General features: G+C 62.2%; 14 protein-coding genes. 4 read left to right on the top strand and 10 right to left on the bottom strand.

Annotated features, from left to right (window positions below; translation table 11 throughout):
- From AC1DUU_RS08620 to AC1DUU_RS08610, 3 genes are all read right to left on the bottom strand, one after another.
- Positions 1–897: Hsp33 family molecular chaperone (locus tag AC1DUU_RS08620; RefSeq protein ID WP_476783006.1), on the bottom strand; the 897-nt coding region annotated here is incomplete at its 3' end.
- 121 nt (positions 898–1,018) lie between these two features.
- Complete coding sequence (gene argF, locus AC1DUU_RS08615; RefSeq protein ID WP_476783005.1) at positions 1,019–1,936, bottom strand: ornithine carbamoyltransferase; 918 nt, start codon at positions 1,934–1,936, stop codon at positions 1,019–1,021.
- Between the two features lie 15 nt (positions 1,937–1,951).
- Positions 1,952–3,145, bottom strand: coding sequence for an acetylornithine transaminase (locus AC1DUU_RS08610; protein WP_476783004.1), 1,194 nt, complete (start codon positions 3,143–3,145; stop codon positions 1,952–1,954).
- A 353-nt stretch (positions 3,146–3,498) separates the two neighbouring features.
- On the opposite strand from AC1DUU_RS08610, the gene AC1DUU_RS08605 reads away from it, so the two are divergent.
- Positions 3,499–4,017, top strand: a complete 519-nt coding sequence (locus AC1DUU_RS08605; protein ID WP_476783003.1) for a GcrA family cell cycle regulator — start codon at positions 3,499–3,501, stop codon at positions 4,015–4,017.
- Positions 4,018–4,093: 76 nt separating this feature from the next.
- On the opposite strand, the gene AC1DUU_RS08600 is transcribed toward AC1DUU_RS08605, so the two are convergent.
- From AC1DUU_RS08600 to AC1DUU_RS08590, 3 genes are all read right to left on the bottom strand, one after another.
- Entirely contained in the window at positions 4,094–5,107 is a 1,014-nt protein-coding gene (locus AC1DUU_RS08600; protein ID WP_476783002.1) for a magnesium and cobalt transport protein CorA, read from the bottom strand.
- Between the two features lie 89 nt (positions 5,108–5,196).
- The gene (gene phoU / locus AC1DUU_RS08595; protein WP_476783001.1) at positions 5,197–5,922 is read right to left on the bottom strand and encodes a phosphate signaling complex protein PhoU; all 726 of its coding nucleotides are present in this window, start codon (positions 5,920–5,922) and stop codon (positions 5,197–5,199) included.
- A 108-nt stretch (positions 5,923–6,030) separates the two neighbouring features.
- Complete coding sequence (locus AC1DUU_RS08590; RefSeq protein WP_476783000.1) at positions 6,031–7,308, bottom strand: ATP-binding protein; 1,278 nt, start codon at positions 7,306–7,308, stop codon at positions 6,031–6,033.
- 98 nt (positions 7,309–7,406) lie between these two features.
- Between AC1DUU_RS08590 and ppk2 the strand changes: the two genes are divergently transcribed.
- Positions 7,407–8,345: a polyphosphate kinase 2 gene (gene ppk2, locus AC1DUU_RS08585; protein WP_476782999.1), complete on the top strand. Its 939-nt coding sequence runs from the start codon at positions 7,407–7,409 to the stop codon at positions 8,343–8,345.
- Positions 8,346–8,357: 12 nt separating this feature from the next.
- On the opposite strand, the gene AC1DUU_RS08580 is transcribed toward ppk2, so the two are convergent.
- Positions 8,358–10,313: a glycosyltransferase gene (locus AC1DUU_RS08580; RefSeq protein ID WP_476782998.1), complete on the bottom strand. Its 1,956-nt coding sequence runs from the start codon at positions 10,311–10,313 to the stop codon at positions 8,358–8,360.
- Positions 10,314–10,714: 401 nt separating this feature from the next.
- Between AC1DUU_RS08580 and AC1DUU_RS08575 the strand changes: the two genes are divergently transcribed.
- Positions 10,715–11,539 carry a transporter substrate-binding domain-containing protein gene (locus AC1DUU_RS08575; protein ID WP_476783007.1) on the top strand — a complete coding sequence of 275 codons (825 nt, stop codon included), beginning with the start codon at positions 10,715–10,717 and terminating at the stop codon, positions 11,537–11,539.
- Here the strand turns inward: AC1DUU_RS08575 and AC1DUU_RS08570 are convergent.
- Positions 11,536–11,949 (bottom strand): tellurite resistance TerB family protein, encoded by a 414-nt coding sequence (locus AC1DUU_RS08570; protein ID WP_476782997.1) that lies wholly within the window; start codon positions 11,947–11,949, stop codon positions 11,536–11,538. The genes AC1DUU_RS08575 and AC1DUU_RS08570 overlap by 4 nt on opposite strands.
- Positions 11,950–12,104: 155 nt before the next feature.
- On the opposite strand from AC1DUU_RS08570, the gene AC1DUU_RS08565 reads away from it, so the two are divergent.
- On the top strand, positions 12,105–13,754 hold the full coding sequence (locus AC1DUU_RS08565) for a lysine--tRNA ligase (protein ID WP_476782996.1): 1,650 nt from the start codon (positions 12,105–12,107) through the stop codon (positions 13,752–13,754).
- 99 nt (positions 13,755–13,853) lie between these two features.
- Here the strand turns inward: AC1DUU_RS08565 and AC1DUU_RS08560 are convergent, their stop codons facing one another.
- Entirely contained in the window at positions 13,854–14,642 is a 789-nt protein-coding gene (locus AC1DUU_RS08560) for a thermonuclease family protein (RefSeq protein ID WP_476782995.1), read from the bottom strand.
- A gap of 5 nt (positions 14,643–14,647) precedes the next feature.
- Entirely contained in the window at positions 14,648–15,298 is a 651-nt protein-coding gene (locus tag AC1DUU_RS08555; protein WP_476782994.1) for a S24 family peptidase, read from the bottom strand.
- Positions 15,299–15,414 lie beyond the last annotated feature (116 nt).

The following is a 15,414-nucleotide window of genomic DNA, read 5'->3' as shown; positions in this document are numbered from 1 at the left end:
GATCTCTTCGGCCGTGAAACCCTGCAGGATGCCCTTGATCCTCTCGCCTGAGCACGAGCATTCGTCGGCGACGCGCACGCCTTCGTAAACGCGCACGCCATGTTCGTGGAACAGCCGGTRGAGCAACTTTTCGGTTCCAACGGTCGGGTCGATCAGTTCGGTCGGCTCGATGGTCGCGACCAGCGCCAGGAGTTCCTGCCACGAATTGTCATCGGGATGCCCAGTGACATCGCGCTCGTCGCCATCGCCGCCATGAATGTCGGCCACGCGCCGGCGCTCGGGTGAGTCAGGCAGGAACTGCGCCAAAAGGCCACCGGCGCGCCAGTGCTCGCGCGGACCGCCTTCGGCAGGCAGGACGAGCTTTGCCACAGACAGGCGCACATCGGTCGGGATCTGCTCCGACTGACGGAAATAGGCCCGCGCCGCCTCTTCCAGCGTGATGCCGTTCAGTTCGACGATACCCTGATAGCGCTGGGTGTGTTCGCCCTGGTCGACGGTCAGCGCCAAAACACCCGTGCCAAGCAGATCTTCGGGCGCGGTCATGCCGGCACTGATCGCCGCCTCGACGCGGTCGGCGTCGAAACGTGCATAAGCGCGCAGCGAATGCGGCGTGGTGAAGTCGGCGACCAGCATGTCCACCGGACCATCGGTGCGGGTCTGCAGGATGAACTTGCCGTCGAACTTCAGCGAGGTGCCAAGCAGAACGGTGACCACGCAGGCCTCGGCCAAAAGCCGCGCCACCGGTTCCGGATAGTCGTGCCGTTCAAGAATCTGGTCGAGCAGCGGGCCGAGCTGAACTGTGCGCCCGCGCACGTCGAGCGGCTCCACCGCGAATGGAACAACATGGTCGTCGCCGGCGAACCCAAATTCGCCGAGCTTGCGTTCGGTCTCAGCCACTGGAACTTATCCCGTATGATTGGTTCTGCGGCCCTCGGGCCAGCCGATGGTCGCAGAACAAGGCGCTAACGCCAATAGGTTGATTTGATCCCGCACCAGATAGGGGCGGCAGATCAGGCATTCAAGCGCCCAGGCACCAGGCAAGCACGGCCTTTTGCGCGTGGAGCCGGTTTTCCGCCTCGTCGAAGACCACCGAATTCGGGYCGTCGATGACCTCGTCGGTGACTTCCTCGCCACGATGGGCCGGCAGGCAGTGCATGAACAAGGCGTCGGGCTTGGCGAGCTTCATCAGGTCGGCATTGACCTGGTATGGCAAGAAGACATTGTGGCCACGAGCACGGTGCTCCTGCCCCATCGACACCCAGCAATCGGTCACGATGGCATCAACGCCGCGCACCGCATCCTCGGCCGAACGGGTGATCATCACCTTGCCGCCATTGGCACGCGACCAGTCGATGTACTTCTGTTCCGGCTCGCTGCCTTCGGGCACGGCGATATTGACGTTGAAGCTGAACCGGGCGGAGGCCTCGAGCAGCGAATGCAACACGTTGTTGCCGTCGCCGGTCCAGGCAATGGTCTTGCCGCGCACCGGTCCGCGATGTTCTTCCAAGGTCAGGATATCGGCCATCAGCTGGCAGGGATGGGTGTCGTCGGTCAGGCCGTTGATAACAGGAATTGTCGCGTTTTCGGTCAGCTCGAGCAACCGGTCATGCGCTGTGGTGCGGATCATGATCGCATCGACATACCGCGACAGCACCTTGGCGGTGTCAGCGATCGACTCCGAGCGGCCGAGCTGCATCTCGGCCCCGGTCAGCATGATCGTTTCGCCGCCGAGCTGGCGCATGCCGACGTCAAACGAGATGCGCGTGCGGGTCGACGGCTTGTCGAAGATCATCGCCAGCACCTTGCCTTCAAGCGGCTTGGATCGTTCGCCGGTTTTCAGGCGCGCCTTGCGCACCGCCGCATCGTCCAGAATCCCGCGAAGGTCGCTCCCGGAAAGTGCCGAGAGGTCGGTGAAATGGCGAATCCCGCTGGTCATGTAACTTCCTTGGGTTCAGCCGCCGTTGGCGGCGGCCTTGGAGAGGCTGGCAGCTCCGGCACGAATACGCGCCAGCGCCTCTTGGATGTCGGCGTCGGTCGTCGTCAGCGGCGGCAACAAACGCAGCACGTTTTCGCCCGCGGGCACAGCCAGCAGCTTCTGCTCGCGCAGCGCCATGTTCACCTTGGTGTTGGGCATGGCGCATTTGATGCCGAGCAGCAGGCCCGTGCCACGGATCTCCTCGATCACGTCGGGGAACTCGTCGGCAATCGCTGCCAGGCCCTGCTTCATCAGCAGCGCCTTGCGGCTGACCTCTTCGAGGAAGCCGTCTTCGAGGACAACGTCGAGAACGGCGTTACCGACAGCCATGGCAAGCGGATTGCCGCCAAAGGTGGTGCCATGGACGCCAGCGGTCATCGCCTTCGCGGCTTCTTCGGTGGCCAGGCAGGCCGCGACAGGGAAGCCGCCGCCGATGCCCTTGGCGATTGCCATCAGGTCGGGCGCAACACCCGCCCACTCATAGGCATAGAGCTTGCCGGTCCGGCCGATGCCACACTGGACTTCGTCGAAAATGAGCAGCAGGCCGTGCTTGTCGCACAGCTGGCGCAGGCGCTTCAGCGATTGCGTCGGGAACGGGCGGATGCCGCCCTCGCCCTGCACGGGTTCGAGCATGATCGCCGCCGTCTCGGGGCCGATCAGCTTTTCGGCCGCATCGATGTCGTCGAAGGCGACCTGGTCGAAACCGTCGACCTTCGGGCCAAAACCTTCGAGATACTTCGCCTGGCCGCCAGCGGCGATGGTCGCCAGCGTGCGGCCGTGGAAGGCACCTTCGAAGGTGATGATGCGGTAGCGCTCAGGATGGCCGTTCACATATTGATAGCGGCGCGCGGTCTTGATCGCGCACTCAATCGCTTCCGCGCCCGAATTGGTGAAGAAGACGCGATCGGCAAAGGAGTTCTCCGCCAGGCGCTCGCCCAGCCGGCTCTGGCCGGGGATCTGGTAGAGGTTGGAGACGTGCCATAGCTTTGCGGCCTGCTCGGTCAGCGCTGCAACGAGATGCGGATGGCTGTGGCCCAACGAATTAACGGCGATGCCACCAGCAAAATCGAGATATCGCTCGCCGTTCTCGGTGATCAGCCAAGAGCCCTCACCTCGCTCGAAAGCCAGGGGTGCACGAGCAAAGGTCTCGTAAAGCGCGGATCCGCTCATTATATGTCTCTCCGAACCCGGAAAATCAAAAAAGCCGCCTCAAAGCGGCGGCCTGCGGCTATATCAGGTTTTTCTGCCATGAAGTCAACGAAAACGTCACATAAGCCGCTGTGATCCAACCCATCCGTTGCCATGTGGCCACGCTACATCGGCAAGTTGGGGAAAACCGAAAAAACCGAATCGCAAAGACCCCCGCGACTCTTGTCACGGACTCCGCGCATCGATAATTGTAATTGAGAAATAACTAGATTTCGTGCGGCGGACATATTCACCTAATAGATGTGGTGTCCACCCGGCTTGCCGGGCCGGAAATGGATTCCGCTTTCCGCACGTTAAATCAGGAGCACGGTCTCATGAACTGGACTGACGAGCGGGTCGAACTTCTCAAGAAACTATGGTCGGAAGGTCTGAGCGCAAGCCAGATCGCCGCACAATTGGGTGGCGTGAGCCGCAATGCCGTCATTGGCAAGGTTCACCGCCTGAAGCTGTCGAGCCGCGGGCGCGCCACGGCGGCACCGGCACGCCAGAAAAAGACAACGCAAGCCACCACGGCAACCAAGTCGGTGCAGCGCACAATGGTGACGACGCGCACCGTGACCGCAAGCATCGGTGCCACGGCACTGCAGGCGCAGTTCGAGGTCGAGCCGGTTGCCCGCCACTACATCCGCCCGGTCGAGAATGTCGTCGTGCCGATCTCGCGCCGTCTGCAGCTGGTTCAGCTCAGCGAGCGCACCTGCAAGTGGCCGAATGGCGATCCGCTGAGCGAAGACTTCAACTTCTGCGGCAATGACGCGGCTGAGAGCGGACCTTATTGCGGCTATCATTCGAAATTGGCGTTTCAGCCGGCTTCCGAGCGCCGCCGCTCGCGCTAAGCGAATAACTGATGGGACGGGCCCCTGGGCTCCGGGTTGCCAAGGCGATCCGGGGCCCTTTTTCCATTCGCTTCCTTCACAGCCAGCCGTTCTTCCTGAATCGCCAGTAGAGGATCGAGCAGATGGCAGCGATGGCCAGAAGCACTGTTGGATAACCGTATTCGAAATGTAGCTCCGGCATGTCGGCGAAGTTCATGCCGTAGATGCCGGCAAGTGCCGTCGGCACGGCCAGTATCGCCGCCCATGAGGCGAGCTTCTTGGCGATCGCGGTCTCCTGGCTCTGGCCGACCAGCAAACTCGCCTCGAAGGCGAAGGCCAGCACCTCGCGCAGATTGTCGATCTTTTCCAGCACGGTGCGAATGTGGTCGGTGACGTCGCGAAACAGCGGGTGCATGGCCGGGCGCAACTGCGGCAGGTCGGCACTCGTCAGGCGCCGGCAGACCTCGACCAGCGGACCAGCGGCATTGCGCAGCCGCAACAGATCGCGGCGCAGCATGTAAAGCCTCTCGATATCCCTTGAGGTCATCGGCCTGGCCAGAACGCCATCTTCGATGACGTCGACCTCCTCTTCGATCTGCTCGAGCACCGGCATATAGTTGTCGACGATGAAGTCGAGGATGGCATAGAGGATGAAGTCCTCACCCTTGGCGAGCGCGGCGGGACAGGATTCCCAGTGCTGGCGCACGGCGGCATAGGACGTCGAAACGCCGTGGCGAACGCTGACGATATAGCCCTTGCCGACGAAGATATGGGTTTCGCCGAAATCCACCCTGCCCTGCACGAGCTGGGCCGTGCGCGCGACGATGAACAGCGCGTCGCCATATTGCTCGATCTTCGGCCGCTGGTGGGGATGCTCGGCGTCCTCGATAGCAAGATCGTGGAGATGGAACTGCTGCTGGACCCGCAATAGCAGCTCGCGGCTGGGTTCAAGCAGGCCGATCCAGACGACATGGCCTTCCTTGGCCGCCCAGTCGCCAGCCTCTTCGATGGCGATATCGGCAATGCGGCGCCCGCCAAGATAGACGCTGGAAGCGACGACGCCGCTTTCCAGTTTGGRGTCCTTGTCGAACTTCYTGGCAAGTTCGGTCATGCTGCACCCCTGCGGAGCAAGAGCCCCGCCGATAGAGCATCAGTCTAAACCTTTGCTACCCCGCACAGAAGAGCCTGTTTGCTCCGGGCTCAGCCCGGCTTGCCTTCGCCAGACAGGGTCACGCGATGGCTCTTGTCTTCCTTGGGGCGTTCCGGCGGCATCTGCTCGCCGGTGACGATGTAGTAGATCGTCTCGGCGATGTTGGTGGCGTGGTCGCCGATGCGCTCGATGTTCTTGGCGACGAACAGCAGATGCGTGCAAGGCGTGATGTTGCGCGGATCTTCCATCATGTAGGTCAAAAGTTCGCGGAACAGCGAGGTATACATGGCGTCGATCTGCTCGTCGCGGTCGCGCACGAAGCCGATGCGTTCGACCGAGCGCGAGGCATAGACGTCGAGCACTTCCTTGAGCTGGGTCAGCGCCAGTTCGGCCAGTGCCTCCAGACCGCGGAACAGGCTGTTGGGCTGGCGCCCTTCGGCGACCGCCGACACGCGCTTGGCAATGTTCTTGCCGAGATCGCCAACGCGTTCCAGGTCGGCCGAAATGCGGATCGCACCGATGATCTCGCGCAGGTCTGTCGCCATCGGCTGGCGCCTTGCGATGATGAGAATCGCCTTGTCGTCGATCTCGCGCTGGGCTTCGTCCAGCAGCACGTCATCCTGGATCACACGCTGGCCAAGCGCCGGGTCGGCGTTGACGAGTGCTGCGATGGCCTGGTCGACCATGCGCTCGGCCTGGCCGCCCATGGCCGCAATCTTGCGGGCGAGATATTTCAACTCTTCGTCATAGGCGCTGACGATATGAACGGACTGCATTTCTGCTCGGGCCTTCCTGCAAAGCGGATGAATCATGCCTTTGAATCCGCAACCCTAAGCTAGCTGCGTGACGGAATAAAGAAACCGCTGAAACAACCGGCATTTCACTCAGGCGGCGGGAAAGTGCACCGTGAAAGCAGCGCCCTCGCCCAGCTTCGAGCGGATTGACAACCGCGCGCCGTGCCTCGTCAGGATATGCTTGACGATGGACAGCCCCAGCCCCGTGCCCTTCTGGGCGCGGCTGGTTTCAACATCGGCGCGATAGAAACGCTCGGTGACGCGCGGGATGTGCTCGGCAGGAATGCCCGGCCCGAAGTCGCGAACGGTGACCTCGGTCTCGGGCTCGCCGCCTTCGCTGGTCCGCCGCATCGTTACCTGCACGCGCCCGCCCGACTGGCCATATTTGCAGGCGTTTTCGAGCAAGTTCTGGAACACCTGAAACAGTTCGTCGCGGTCGCCGTGAACCTCGAATGGTCCGTCGCCAAAGTCGCGCTCGATGACCACGCCGGTTTCGCTGGCCAGTGGAGCGAGCGAAGCAATGACCGCCTCGACCGTCTGGCGCAGATCGACGCGTACGCCGGGCTTCAGGTAGGGCTTCATCTCCAGCCGCGACAGCGACAAGAGATCGTCGATCAGCCTGGCCATGCGGCCGGTCTGGTTCTGCATGATCTGCAGGAACTGGTCGCGCGCATTGGGATCATTGCGGGCAGGCCCACGCAGCGTCTCGACAAACCCGGCGATCGAGGCAAGCGGCGTGCGCAGCTCATGACTGGCATTGGCGATGAAGTCGGCGCGCATGCGGTCGATGCGGCGCGCCTCGCTCTGATCCTTGAAGGCGAGCACGAACAGCCCGGTGCCACGTCCCACCGCCGAGGCCGTAACGCGATAGACCCGTTCGAAGGGCACGCGCTCGACATAGTCCGTCGCCTGCCCATTGCCTTCGCCACGCAACACCGCTTCGATCAGTGCCTGCATTTCCGGCGCACGGAACTTCAGCAACAACGGCAACTCGGGCCTAATCGCACCGAAGGCCGTTTCGGCGGCCGCATTGGCGTGCACCACGGTGCCGTCGCGATCGAAAATGATGAGCGGATCGGCAACAGCCGCGGCCAGCTTTTCGCCCGATAGCCGGTCGAGCGGCGAACGGTCGACCCGCGTGTTTGCTTCGGCAAGCCGGCGCGCGCCTAGCGTACGCGGCGCAACAAGCGCGAACAGGACAAGGGCTGCGATGGTCAGCGCCGTGAAGGTCACTGAAGACGCGCCGAAAAAATGCACTGCAAGCACCGCGATGACCGCGGCGGCAAGCATCCAGCGGTTCTGGTAGAGCCGGCCGGCCGTGAGCCTTGCCGTCCGCCTTGCCTTCGTCTGCGTGCTGGTCTCAGCCATTAAGAATTTTCCGCCGCGACAGCGCCTTCAAGAAGCCTCTGGACCACTCCCAAGCCACCCCATAGCATGAGTTGCCGAGCTGGAAAGGTGTCGAGGTCATGAAAAAAGGCAGGGAAAGCAAGAAGGACAGCGCCGCCGAAGCGGCGGTGAAAGTGGATGGCGTGCCAAAAACCGACCCGATCGAGATCAAGGTCGGCAAGGACACCAGGACCTTCGACGTCAACGACCCCATCTTGCCGGACTGGATCGACAAGAAGGCGCTGAAGTCGGGGAACTACCCCTATGACGACAAGCTTCCGCAGAAGGAATACGATCAGACCATCGAGCAGTTGCAGGTCGAACTGGTCAAGCTTCAGGCTTGGCTGCAAGCCACCGGCAAGCGTGTTCTGTCGGTCTTCGAAGGCCGCGACGCTGCCGGTAAGGGCGGGACGATCTTCGTGCTTCGCCAATACATGAACCCTCGTACGGCGCGCAACGTGGCGCTGACCAAACCGACCGAGACCGAAAGCGGCCAGTGGTACTTCCAGCGCTATGTCGCCGAGTTCCCGACATCAGGCGAATTCGTCACCTTCGACCGTTCCTGGTACAACCGCGCCGGCGTCGAGCCCGTGATGGGCTTTTGCACCCCCGAGCAGCAGCGGCAGTTCCTTGACGAGACGCCGCATTTCGAAAAGATGATCGTCAACGACAACGTCCACTTCTTCAAGTTCTGGCTCGACATCAGCCAGGAGATGCAGCTCAAGCGCTTCCACGACCGGCGTCACAGCCCGCTGAAAAGCTGGAAGTTCTCGCCGATGGACATCGCCGGCATCAGCAAGTGGGACGACTACACCAAGGCGATCGAGCTGATGGTCGAAAAGACCCACACCCAGCACGCGCCATGGATCGTGGTCCAGGCCAACGACAAGCGCCGCAGCCGCGTCGCTGTCATCAGGCACATCCTGCGGGCGCTGCCCTATGAAGGACGCGACCTCGACAAGGTCGGCAGGCCGGACGGCAAGATCATTGCAGAAGGCATGAAATTCCTGAAGGATTGACCGCCGTTCTGGCTAGGCCCTTGCCCTCGCCGCGCGCCTGCGATGCGGCGTCTTTGACCAATGATGAGGACGCCGCCACAGTTCGAACAATGCGCACCATGCCGCAACCGACAACATCGTCCAGTAGACCGGGGTAAACAGGCAGACCTTCCAGAAGCCGCGCTTTTCCCTCGGCTTGAGCGCGAGCCGGCCCAGCATCAGGTACGCGCTATAGCCGAGCAGGATACTGATCACATCCAAGGCAACGAGGGATGACTGCCACAGCCCCATCGGCACATCGAACGCGATCTGCACCGCCAGTCCGACCAGCATCGCAATCAACACCAGATGCAGCAGCGACGACAGCACCATGCCGGCAAACAGGATTTGGGTGACGATGAAGGACATCGCAGGCAGTTCTGCGGCCAGCGCACGTGGCTCGCGCATGTGCACCAGCCATGTCTGCATCCAGCCCTTGAACCAGCGCACACGCTGGCGATGCCATGAGGCGAGATCTTCAGGCGCCTCCTCGCGGGTTGGACATGACAGCGTCTCGCAGCGATAGCCCCGGCGGGCGAGACGTAGCCCCAGGTCTGCATCCTCGGTGACGTTGTAGGGGTCCCAGCCGCCGATCTCTTCCAGCACCTCGCGCCGGAAATGGTTGGAGGTGCCGCCAAGCGGAAGCGTGACCTGATTGTGAGCAAGCCAGGGCAACAGGCCACGGAAAAGTGCGGCATATTCGAAGCCGAACATGTTGGCGATCATGTTCGAACCTCGGTTGGAAATCTCAAGCGGGGCCTGCAGGCAGGCAAGGTCGGCCTTGGAGCTTTGAAAGCGCTGCCACGCCTCGGCGAGTTGCATCGGATGCGGACGGTCCTCGGCGTCGTAGAGCACGATCACCTCGCCGCGTGTCAGCGGCAAGGCATAAGCCAAAGCCTTGGGCTTGGTACGCGGCAGCGACGGCGGCACCAGCACCACCTCGACATAGGTGCGCAGCGGATGGGCGGTGATCGCCGCGATCGTCTCCGTGTCGTCCGCCTCGCAGATCAGCTTGATCTCAAGCTTGCTGCGCGGCCATAGCAGCTTGCTGAGCCCGACCAGCAAGTCGGGCACGACCTCAGCCTCCTTGTAGAGTGCGACCAGCACCGAATAGACCGGCAAGTGTGGTGAAAGCGGCAGAGAAATCGGTGGCGGTTTTGTTGGCGGCAGCGAAACCGCCGCAACTGCTCGCAAAGCCGCACATGCGATGAAGAAGGCGACCGTGATCAGATGGGCAACAAACAACGCCAGCATAGGCGCCGTGGCAAAGGCTGCCGGCAGCAACACCGTCAGCATGCCGAGGCTGTAGCTCTGCCAGGGCCAGAACACGTCGCGCGCTGAATGCTCCGGCTTTTTGTCATGCAGGTTGGTCAGGGCATATCGCGTCAACATCGGACGCGCGTGCACCAGCAATGCCGCGCGAAGCACTGATGGAGCGACAACTTTGATGCGGCATCTCAAGTCGGCGCTGGTCTGGCAATGCCGCTTAAGCAGGCTCCAGCCCGCCTGGTCGGGCGCCACGATCCAGGTGTAGTGTCCAGGCGCCTCACATAGCCTGGCGCACATCACACGGCTGTTGCGGTCGAACTGTGTCCAGCAGGCCTTGTCGTCCATGATCAGCCGGTGCGGATCGACCGATTTCAGGCACTCGACGCCTATCTCTCGAGCCATCGAAGAAAAGTAGGCGCGCTCGGAAACAAGGTCCGAGACCAGCAGCTCGGCCTGGAACGTCGTGCCATGGAACGTTGCGCGCGCAGCCAAGCTGTGCCGGCTGGCCTCGGAAAGGCCGAGCCGGTCGAGTGCCGACCGCAATTCCGGCACGGAAACCAGCGCCAGGTCATAGGCACTGAGGCTGTTGTCGTTCGCTTCTTCGATTGAGATTTGTTCTGGGGGCAGGCCTCCAGAAAAAGCGGCGCGGATGGTCACGGGACTATTGTCAAGCGTGACCATCACGCACCCACGGCCTGAGAGCCGTAAATTTGGATACTACGACAGTGATCGAACCAAGCCACGCCAGCTGCAGTACACAGCTCGCACGCGTACGTGCTTCCTCCCCAAGGCGACCGGTCCAGTTCCATTGCAACACCCCCATGCTGCAATTCCCCGAGGCAGTAATGCACACCGGTCTCAGCGAGGCCATGCCCCGAATGGGTGAGATATCGCGAATTACATATAATGGCTTATATCTATCGTGGACTTACGATGCCTTGTCGTGCACAGCCACACAATCGCTTTGCCTGACGGCAATCACGACGGTAAAGCTTTTGCAGTTTAGACACGTGAATCCCCGTCGCCCCGTTGGCGGCGCGTTAGCCGAGGGCCRGAGCGCAGCCATGAACCCCGCACCGCTGATGCTTGCGATCGCAGTGTCGCTTGCAGCACTGCTCGGCCCTGCCAAGGCTGCCGAACCGCAGGTGCCGGTGCTGTGGGACAGCAAGGAGCGGCTGCAGAAGCCCGACCTCTCGACGCTACCGCGCCTGCGCTTCTTGACGACGACTGATTTTCCGCCCTTCAACTTCATCGACAAAAGCGGCCGGCTGTCCGGTTTCCATATCGACCTTGCCCGCGCCATCTGCGCTGAACTCGGTGTCGCCGACAAATGCCAGATCCAGGCCCTGCCCTGGGCCGAGCTCGATAACGCGCTGAACTTAGGCGAAGGCGAAGCGCTGATCGCCGGTGTGCCGGCAACGGCGGATACGCGCGAAAGATACGCGTTTTCGCGGCCCTATCTCCAATTCCCCGCACGCTTCATCATGAAGAAGGGGCAAGCCGTCGCCGAGCCGCTTGTCGACACACTCATGGGCAAACGAGTGGGCGTGCTTGCCGGCTCGGCCCACGAGCGCGTGCTCAGGGACTATTTCGGCAAAGTAAAGGTCGTCACCTATACCAAGCCGGATTGGCTCAACATTGACCTCAAGGACGGCAAACTCGACGCCGTCTTCGGCGACGGCATGCGCCTGTCCTTCTGGCTCGCCGGCACCGATGCCGCCGGCTGCTGCCGCTTTGCCGGCGGCCCTTACCTCGCACCGGAATATCTGGGCACCGGGCTTGCAATCGCAACCAAGCCGGACAATCCGGGACTGGCCGCCGCCTTCGATTATGCGCTGCACGAGATCTCGGCCAAGGGCACCTTCGCCGAGCTTTATCTTCGCTATTTCCCGGTCAGCTTTTTCTAGGTCAGCGTGCGGTGGCGCGCCTTGGTCGCGCGTTCGATGGCAGCGACAGTGAGCGCATCGACACTCAGATGCTGGCGCAGGCGCTGTAGGATGCGCACCTCCTCCATCCGCATTTCAAGATCGACCGATGCCACCTCGAAGGCCGCGGCATAGGCGGTTTCGTGTAGCCGCTCGGGAATCACCCTGCGCGCCGTATCCAGTATGTCGTCGAGGCCATTTTCCGCGTGGAGCATTTCCTGGCAATCCTGGGCCACTGAGATCAGCCGCTTGGCATCGAAATCCATGAAGACAGGCCACGTCCTGACCACCTCGCCGATCCGCGTCAGCTCGACATCGGTCATGTCGCGGTCGGAAGCAGACGTGACGACCATCAGATAGATCAGCGCCTCATGGGCGGTCGGCAAGGGCATGGAGGTCTCCAAACGATTGATTTGCCGCCCGAACTTAAGAACACAAGGGCGCAGCTGCAATGAAAAATGGCCGGAATCGTTGACGCCCGCGGCATGCGCGCATAGAGCATGCCGTCTTCGGCGGACATTCCGCCCAACGAAAAAGGGCTCTCGACATGACGAGATCAAACATCATCGATCTCAACCCCGAAATCCTCGCGGCAGCGGCTGAAAGCAAAGCCTGGCCGTTCGAGGAGGCCAAAAAGATCGTCGAGCGCTACAAAGGCAAGGATTTCCCCGAGACCGTTTTGTTTGAGACCGGCTATGGCCCCTCGGGCCTGCCGCATATCGGCACCTTCGGCGAAGTGGCGCGCACAACCATGGTGCGCCACGCCTTCCGCGTGCTGACCCAAGACAAGGTCAAGACCAAGCTTCTGTGCTTCTCCGACGACATGGACGGCATGCGCAAGATCCCGGACAACGTGCCGGATCGCGCCTTTCTCGAGCCGCACCTGCACAAGCCGCTGACATCAGTGCCCAATCCCTTTGGCGGCGACTATGCCAGCTTCGGCGATCACAACAACGCGATGCTGCGGCGCTTCCTCGACACGTTCGGCTTCGACTACGAATTCGCAAGTGCGACCGAATACTACAAGGCTGGTCGTTTCGACGCGATGCTGCTGCGCGCAGCCGAGCGCTACGACAAGATCATGGCGGTGATGCTGCCGACGCTCGGCGAGGAACGCCAGGCGACCTACAGCCCATTCCTGCCGATTTCGCCGAAGAGCGGCCGCGTGCTCTACGTGCCGATGAAGCATGTCGATGCCAAGGCTGGCACCATCACCTTTGACGACGAAGGCACCGAGACCACGCTGTCTGTCACCGGCGGCAAGGTCAAGCTGCAGTGGAAGCCGGATTTCGGCATGCGTTGGGCAGCGCTCGGCGTCGACTTCGAAATGTTCGGCAAGGACCACCAGACGAATGCGGTGATCTACGACAGCATCTGCAACATTTTGGGCGGACACGCGCCGGAGCATTTCGTCTACGAACTGTTCCTGGACGAGAATGGCCAGAAGATTTCCAAGTCGAAGGGTAACGGGCTGACCATCGACGAGTGGCTGACCTATGCGCCGACCGAAAGCCTCGGGCTCTATATGTTCCAGCGGCCGCGTCAGGCCAAGAAGCTCTATTTCGACGTCATCCCGCGGGCTGTGGACGAATATTACACCTTCCTCGCCGCTTATCCCCGGCAGGAGTGGAAAGAGCGGCTGGGCAATCCGGTCTGGCACATGCATGACGGCAACCCGCCGGTTGTCGACATGCCGGTGCCGTTCTCGATGCTGCTCAACCTGGTCAGCGCCTCCAACGCCCAGAACAAGGACGTCCTGTGGGGCTTCATCTCGCGCCATGCGCCTGGCACAACGCCTGCAACGCATCCTGAGCTCGACAGGCTGACGGGCTATGCGATCCGCTATTTCGACGATTTCGTGAAGCCGACGAAGACCTTCCGCGCGGCCGACGATGTCGAACGCGCAGCACTGGAAGCGCTCGAAGCGACACTCGGCGCCCTGCCTGCGGGTGCCGACGGCGAAGCGATCCAGAACGCCGTGCTCAACATCGCCCGCCAGATCGAGCGCTACCAGGATCATTCCAAGAAAAGCCCGGAAGGCGGCCCTGGCGTATCGGTCGCCTTCTTCCAGATGATCTACCAGGTGCTGATCGGCCAGGAACGCGGACCGCGCTTTGGCTCGTTTGCAGCACTTTATGGCATCGTCGAAACGCGCGCTCTGATTCGCAAGGCTCTGGAAGGCAAACTGGCAGCCTAACGTCTTGGATGCCGGCTCGACCGTCTATTTCGCCGTCGAGCCGGCATAACAGCCTGGCGTCGAATGCATGGAGCGCCTGCCGGTCTCCGCCAGAGCGTCCTACTGGATCAGAGCCTCTGCCGCTGGCTCGGCAGGCTCCCCTTCGACCGAGGGCAGGCTCATGGCGTCCGGCGAGATCGTCGTCTCGATACGCTCCGGCGGTGGGCCGTAGATGCCCTTCTTCTCGGCCTCGGCCTTCTTGCCAATGTCGCCATAGGGTCCGCCTGCATCGGCCTTCGCCCAGCCATTTGCCGCAAGCCACGCGCCGACATCCTGCTTGCCTATCCGGCATTTGGCGACGACATCGCCCTGCGCTGCATCGGCTGGCACGTCGCAGACCACGGCACGGCTCCGCAAGAAGCTGCGAAACTCCGTGCGCGCTCGAACACCACAGTTCCACTCCTTGCCTTCGAAGGTGCAGCTTTCGCCGGCATCCACCTTTGCCACGCCCGATATCGCAACGCGCAGGCCCTTGGCTTCAATCAGCCCGGCAGCGGAAGCCACCGGCTGGAACAGCGTGGTTCCGTCCCATTCGTCGGTGATCTTCGGCGTCGGCGGCAGAGCGAGGCTCAGGTCGCTCAGCGGCGCGCGCGGCGCCTCCCGTAACAAGCCGCCCTGCTCCGCCGTGGGCGGCACCACATCACCGGGAGCAGCGTTCGTTGTTTCAGGCGCCTGCGGCTCGGGCTGCGTTGGGTCAACCTCAGCGCTATCGTCGGGAGGGAGGTCGTCTTCATCGATGACGTCCACAGCCGGCGCTTCGATGGCCGCCAATCTTTGCCCGCCCAAGGTGACGAGCAGGGTGGCGATGCCGAAACCGGCGGCGGCGACGGCTATGGCTGCTGGGCGCATCGGCCTTACTGGCTCGCCCAGACGATACGCGCCATCCACTCGACTTCGGCGGTCTGGAAACGCCGATTGGGGTGTTCGGGATTGAGCGACACCAGCTCAATGGCTGCTTGCGTCTGACGTTCGAGCACCTTGGCCATGACCTCGCCCGAGATCGTCTTGACCACCACGCGGTCGCCCTTGCGTACCGCAGCCCCCGGCTCGACGATCAGCACGTCGCCGTTGCGATAGAGCGGCAGCATCGAGTCGCCCTGAACCTCAAGTGCGTAGGAACTGTCGGTGGCGCGCGCCGGAAGTTCGATCAGCTCCCAGCCCTGCCCCGCCGGGAAGCCGGCATCGTCGAAGAAGCCGCCAGCACCCGCCTGGGCAAAGCCGAGCAGCGGCACGCCCGTCTGTCTCTCCCGTGGCCTGGTCCTGACAGTCGTCTTCGCCGGTTCGACGAAACCCAGGAATTCCTCAAGCGAAGAATTGGTCGCCTCGATGATCTTGGCAAGCGACTCAGTCGAAGGCCAACGCGGCCGGCCGTCGACGGACTGGCGCTTGGATTTGTTGAACGCGGTCGAGTCGAGCCCGGCCTTCTTGGCGAGGCCCGACGCCGAAAGCGAATAACGCTCTGCAAGAGCGTCGATCGCGGCCCAGACACGTTCATGCGAGAGCATGGCGCTCTCCTTCGGACAGGAAAAAATACCTTTTTTAGTATTATCCACGCCGGCAGCGATTGTCCAGACGCGTCTCGCCCGCGCAGTTGGCTGCGCGGGCGATTTGCCTCCTGATC

It is taken from the genome of Aminobacter sp. P4_H6_2 (genome assembly GCF_056400805.1).
This window is presented reverse-complemented; position numbering and strand designations above follow the sequence as displayed.

Coding starts and splice junctions, on each gene's coding strand:
- AC1DUU_RS08610 (WP_476783004.1), bottom strand. CDS start 3,145: ATGAGCGGATCCGCGCTTTACGAGACCTTTGCTCGTGCACCCCTGGCT.
- AC1DUU_RS08605 (WP_476783003.1), top strand. CDS start 3,499: ATGAACTGGACTGACGAGCGGGTCGAACTTCTCAAGAAACTATGGTCG.
- phoU (WP_476783001.1), bottom strand. CDS start 5,922: ATGCAGTCCGTTCATATCGTCAGCGCCTATGACGAAGAGTTGAAATAT.
- AC1DUU_RS08590 (WP_476783000.1), bottom strand. CDS start 7,308: ATGGCTGAGACCAGCACGCAGACGAAGGCAAGGCGGACGGCAAGGCTC.
- ppk2 (WP_476782999.1), top strand. CDS start 7,407: ATGAAAAAAGGCAGGGAAAGCAAGAAGGACAGCGCCGCCGAAGCGGCG.
- AC1DUU_RS08580 (WP_476782998.1), bottom strand. CDS start 10,313: ATGGTCACGCTTGACAATAGTCCCGTGACCATCCGCGCCGCTTTTTCT.
- AC1DUU_RS08575 (WP_476783007.1), top strand. CDS start 10,715: ATGCTTGCGATCGCAGTGTCGCTTGCAGCACTGCTCGGCCCTGCCAAG.
- AC1DUU_RS08570 (WP_476782997.1), bottom strand. CDS start 11,949: ATGCCCTTGCCGACCGCCCATGAGGCGCTGATCTATCTGATGGTCGTC.
- AC1DUU_RS08565 (WP_476782996.1), top strand. CDS start 12,105: ATGACGAGATCAAACATCATCGATCTCAACCCCGAAATCCTCGCGGCA.
- AC1DUU_RS08560 (WP_476782995.1), bottom strand. CDS start 14,642: ATGCGCCCAGCAGCCATAGCCGTCGCCGCCGCCGGTTTCGGCATCGCC.
- AC1DUU_RS08555 (WP_476782994.1), bottom strand. CDS start 15,298: ATGCTCTCGCATGAACGTGTCTGGGCCGCGATCGACGCTCTTGCAGAG.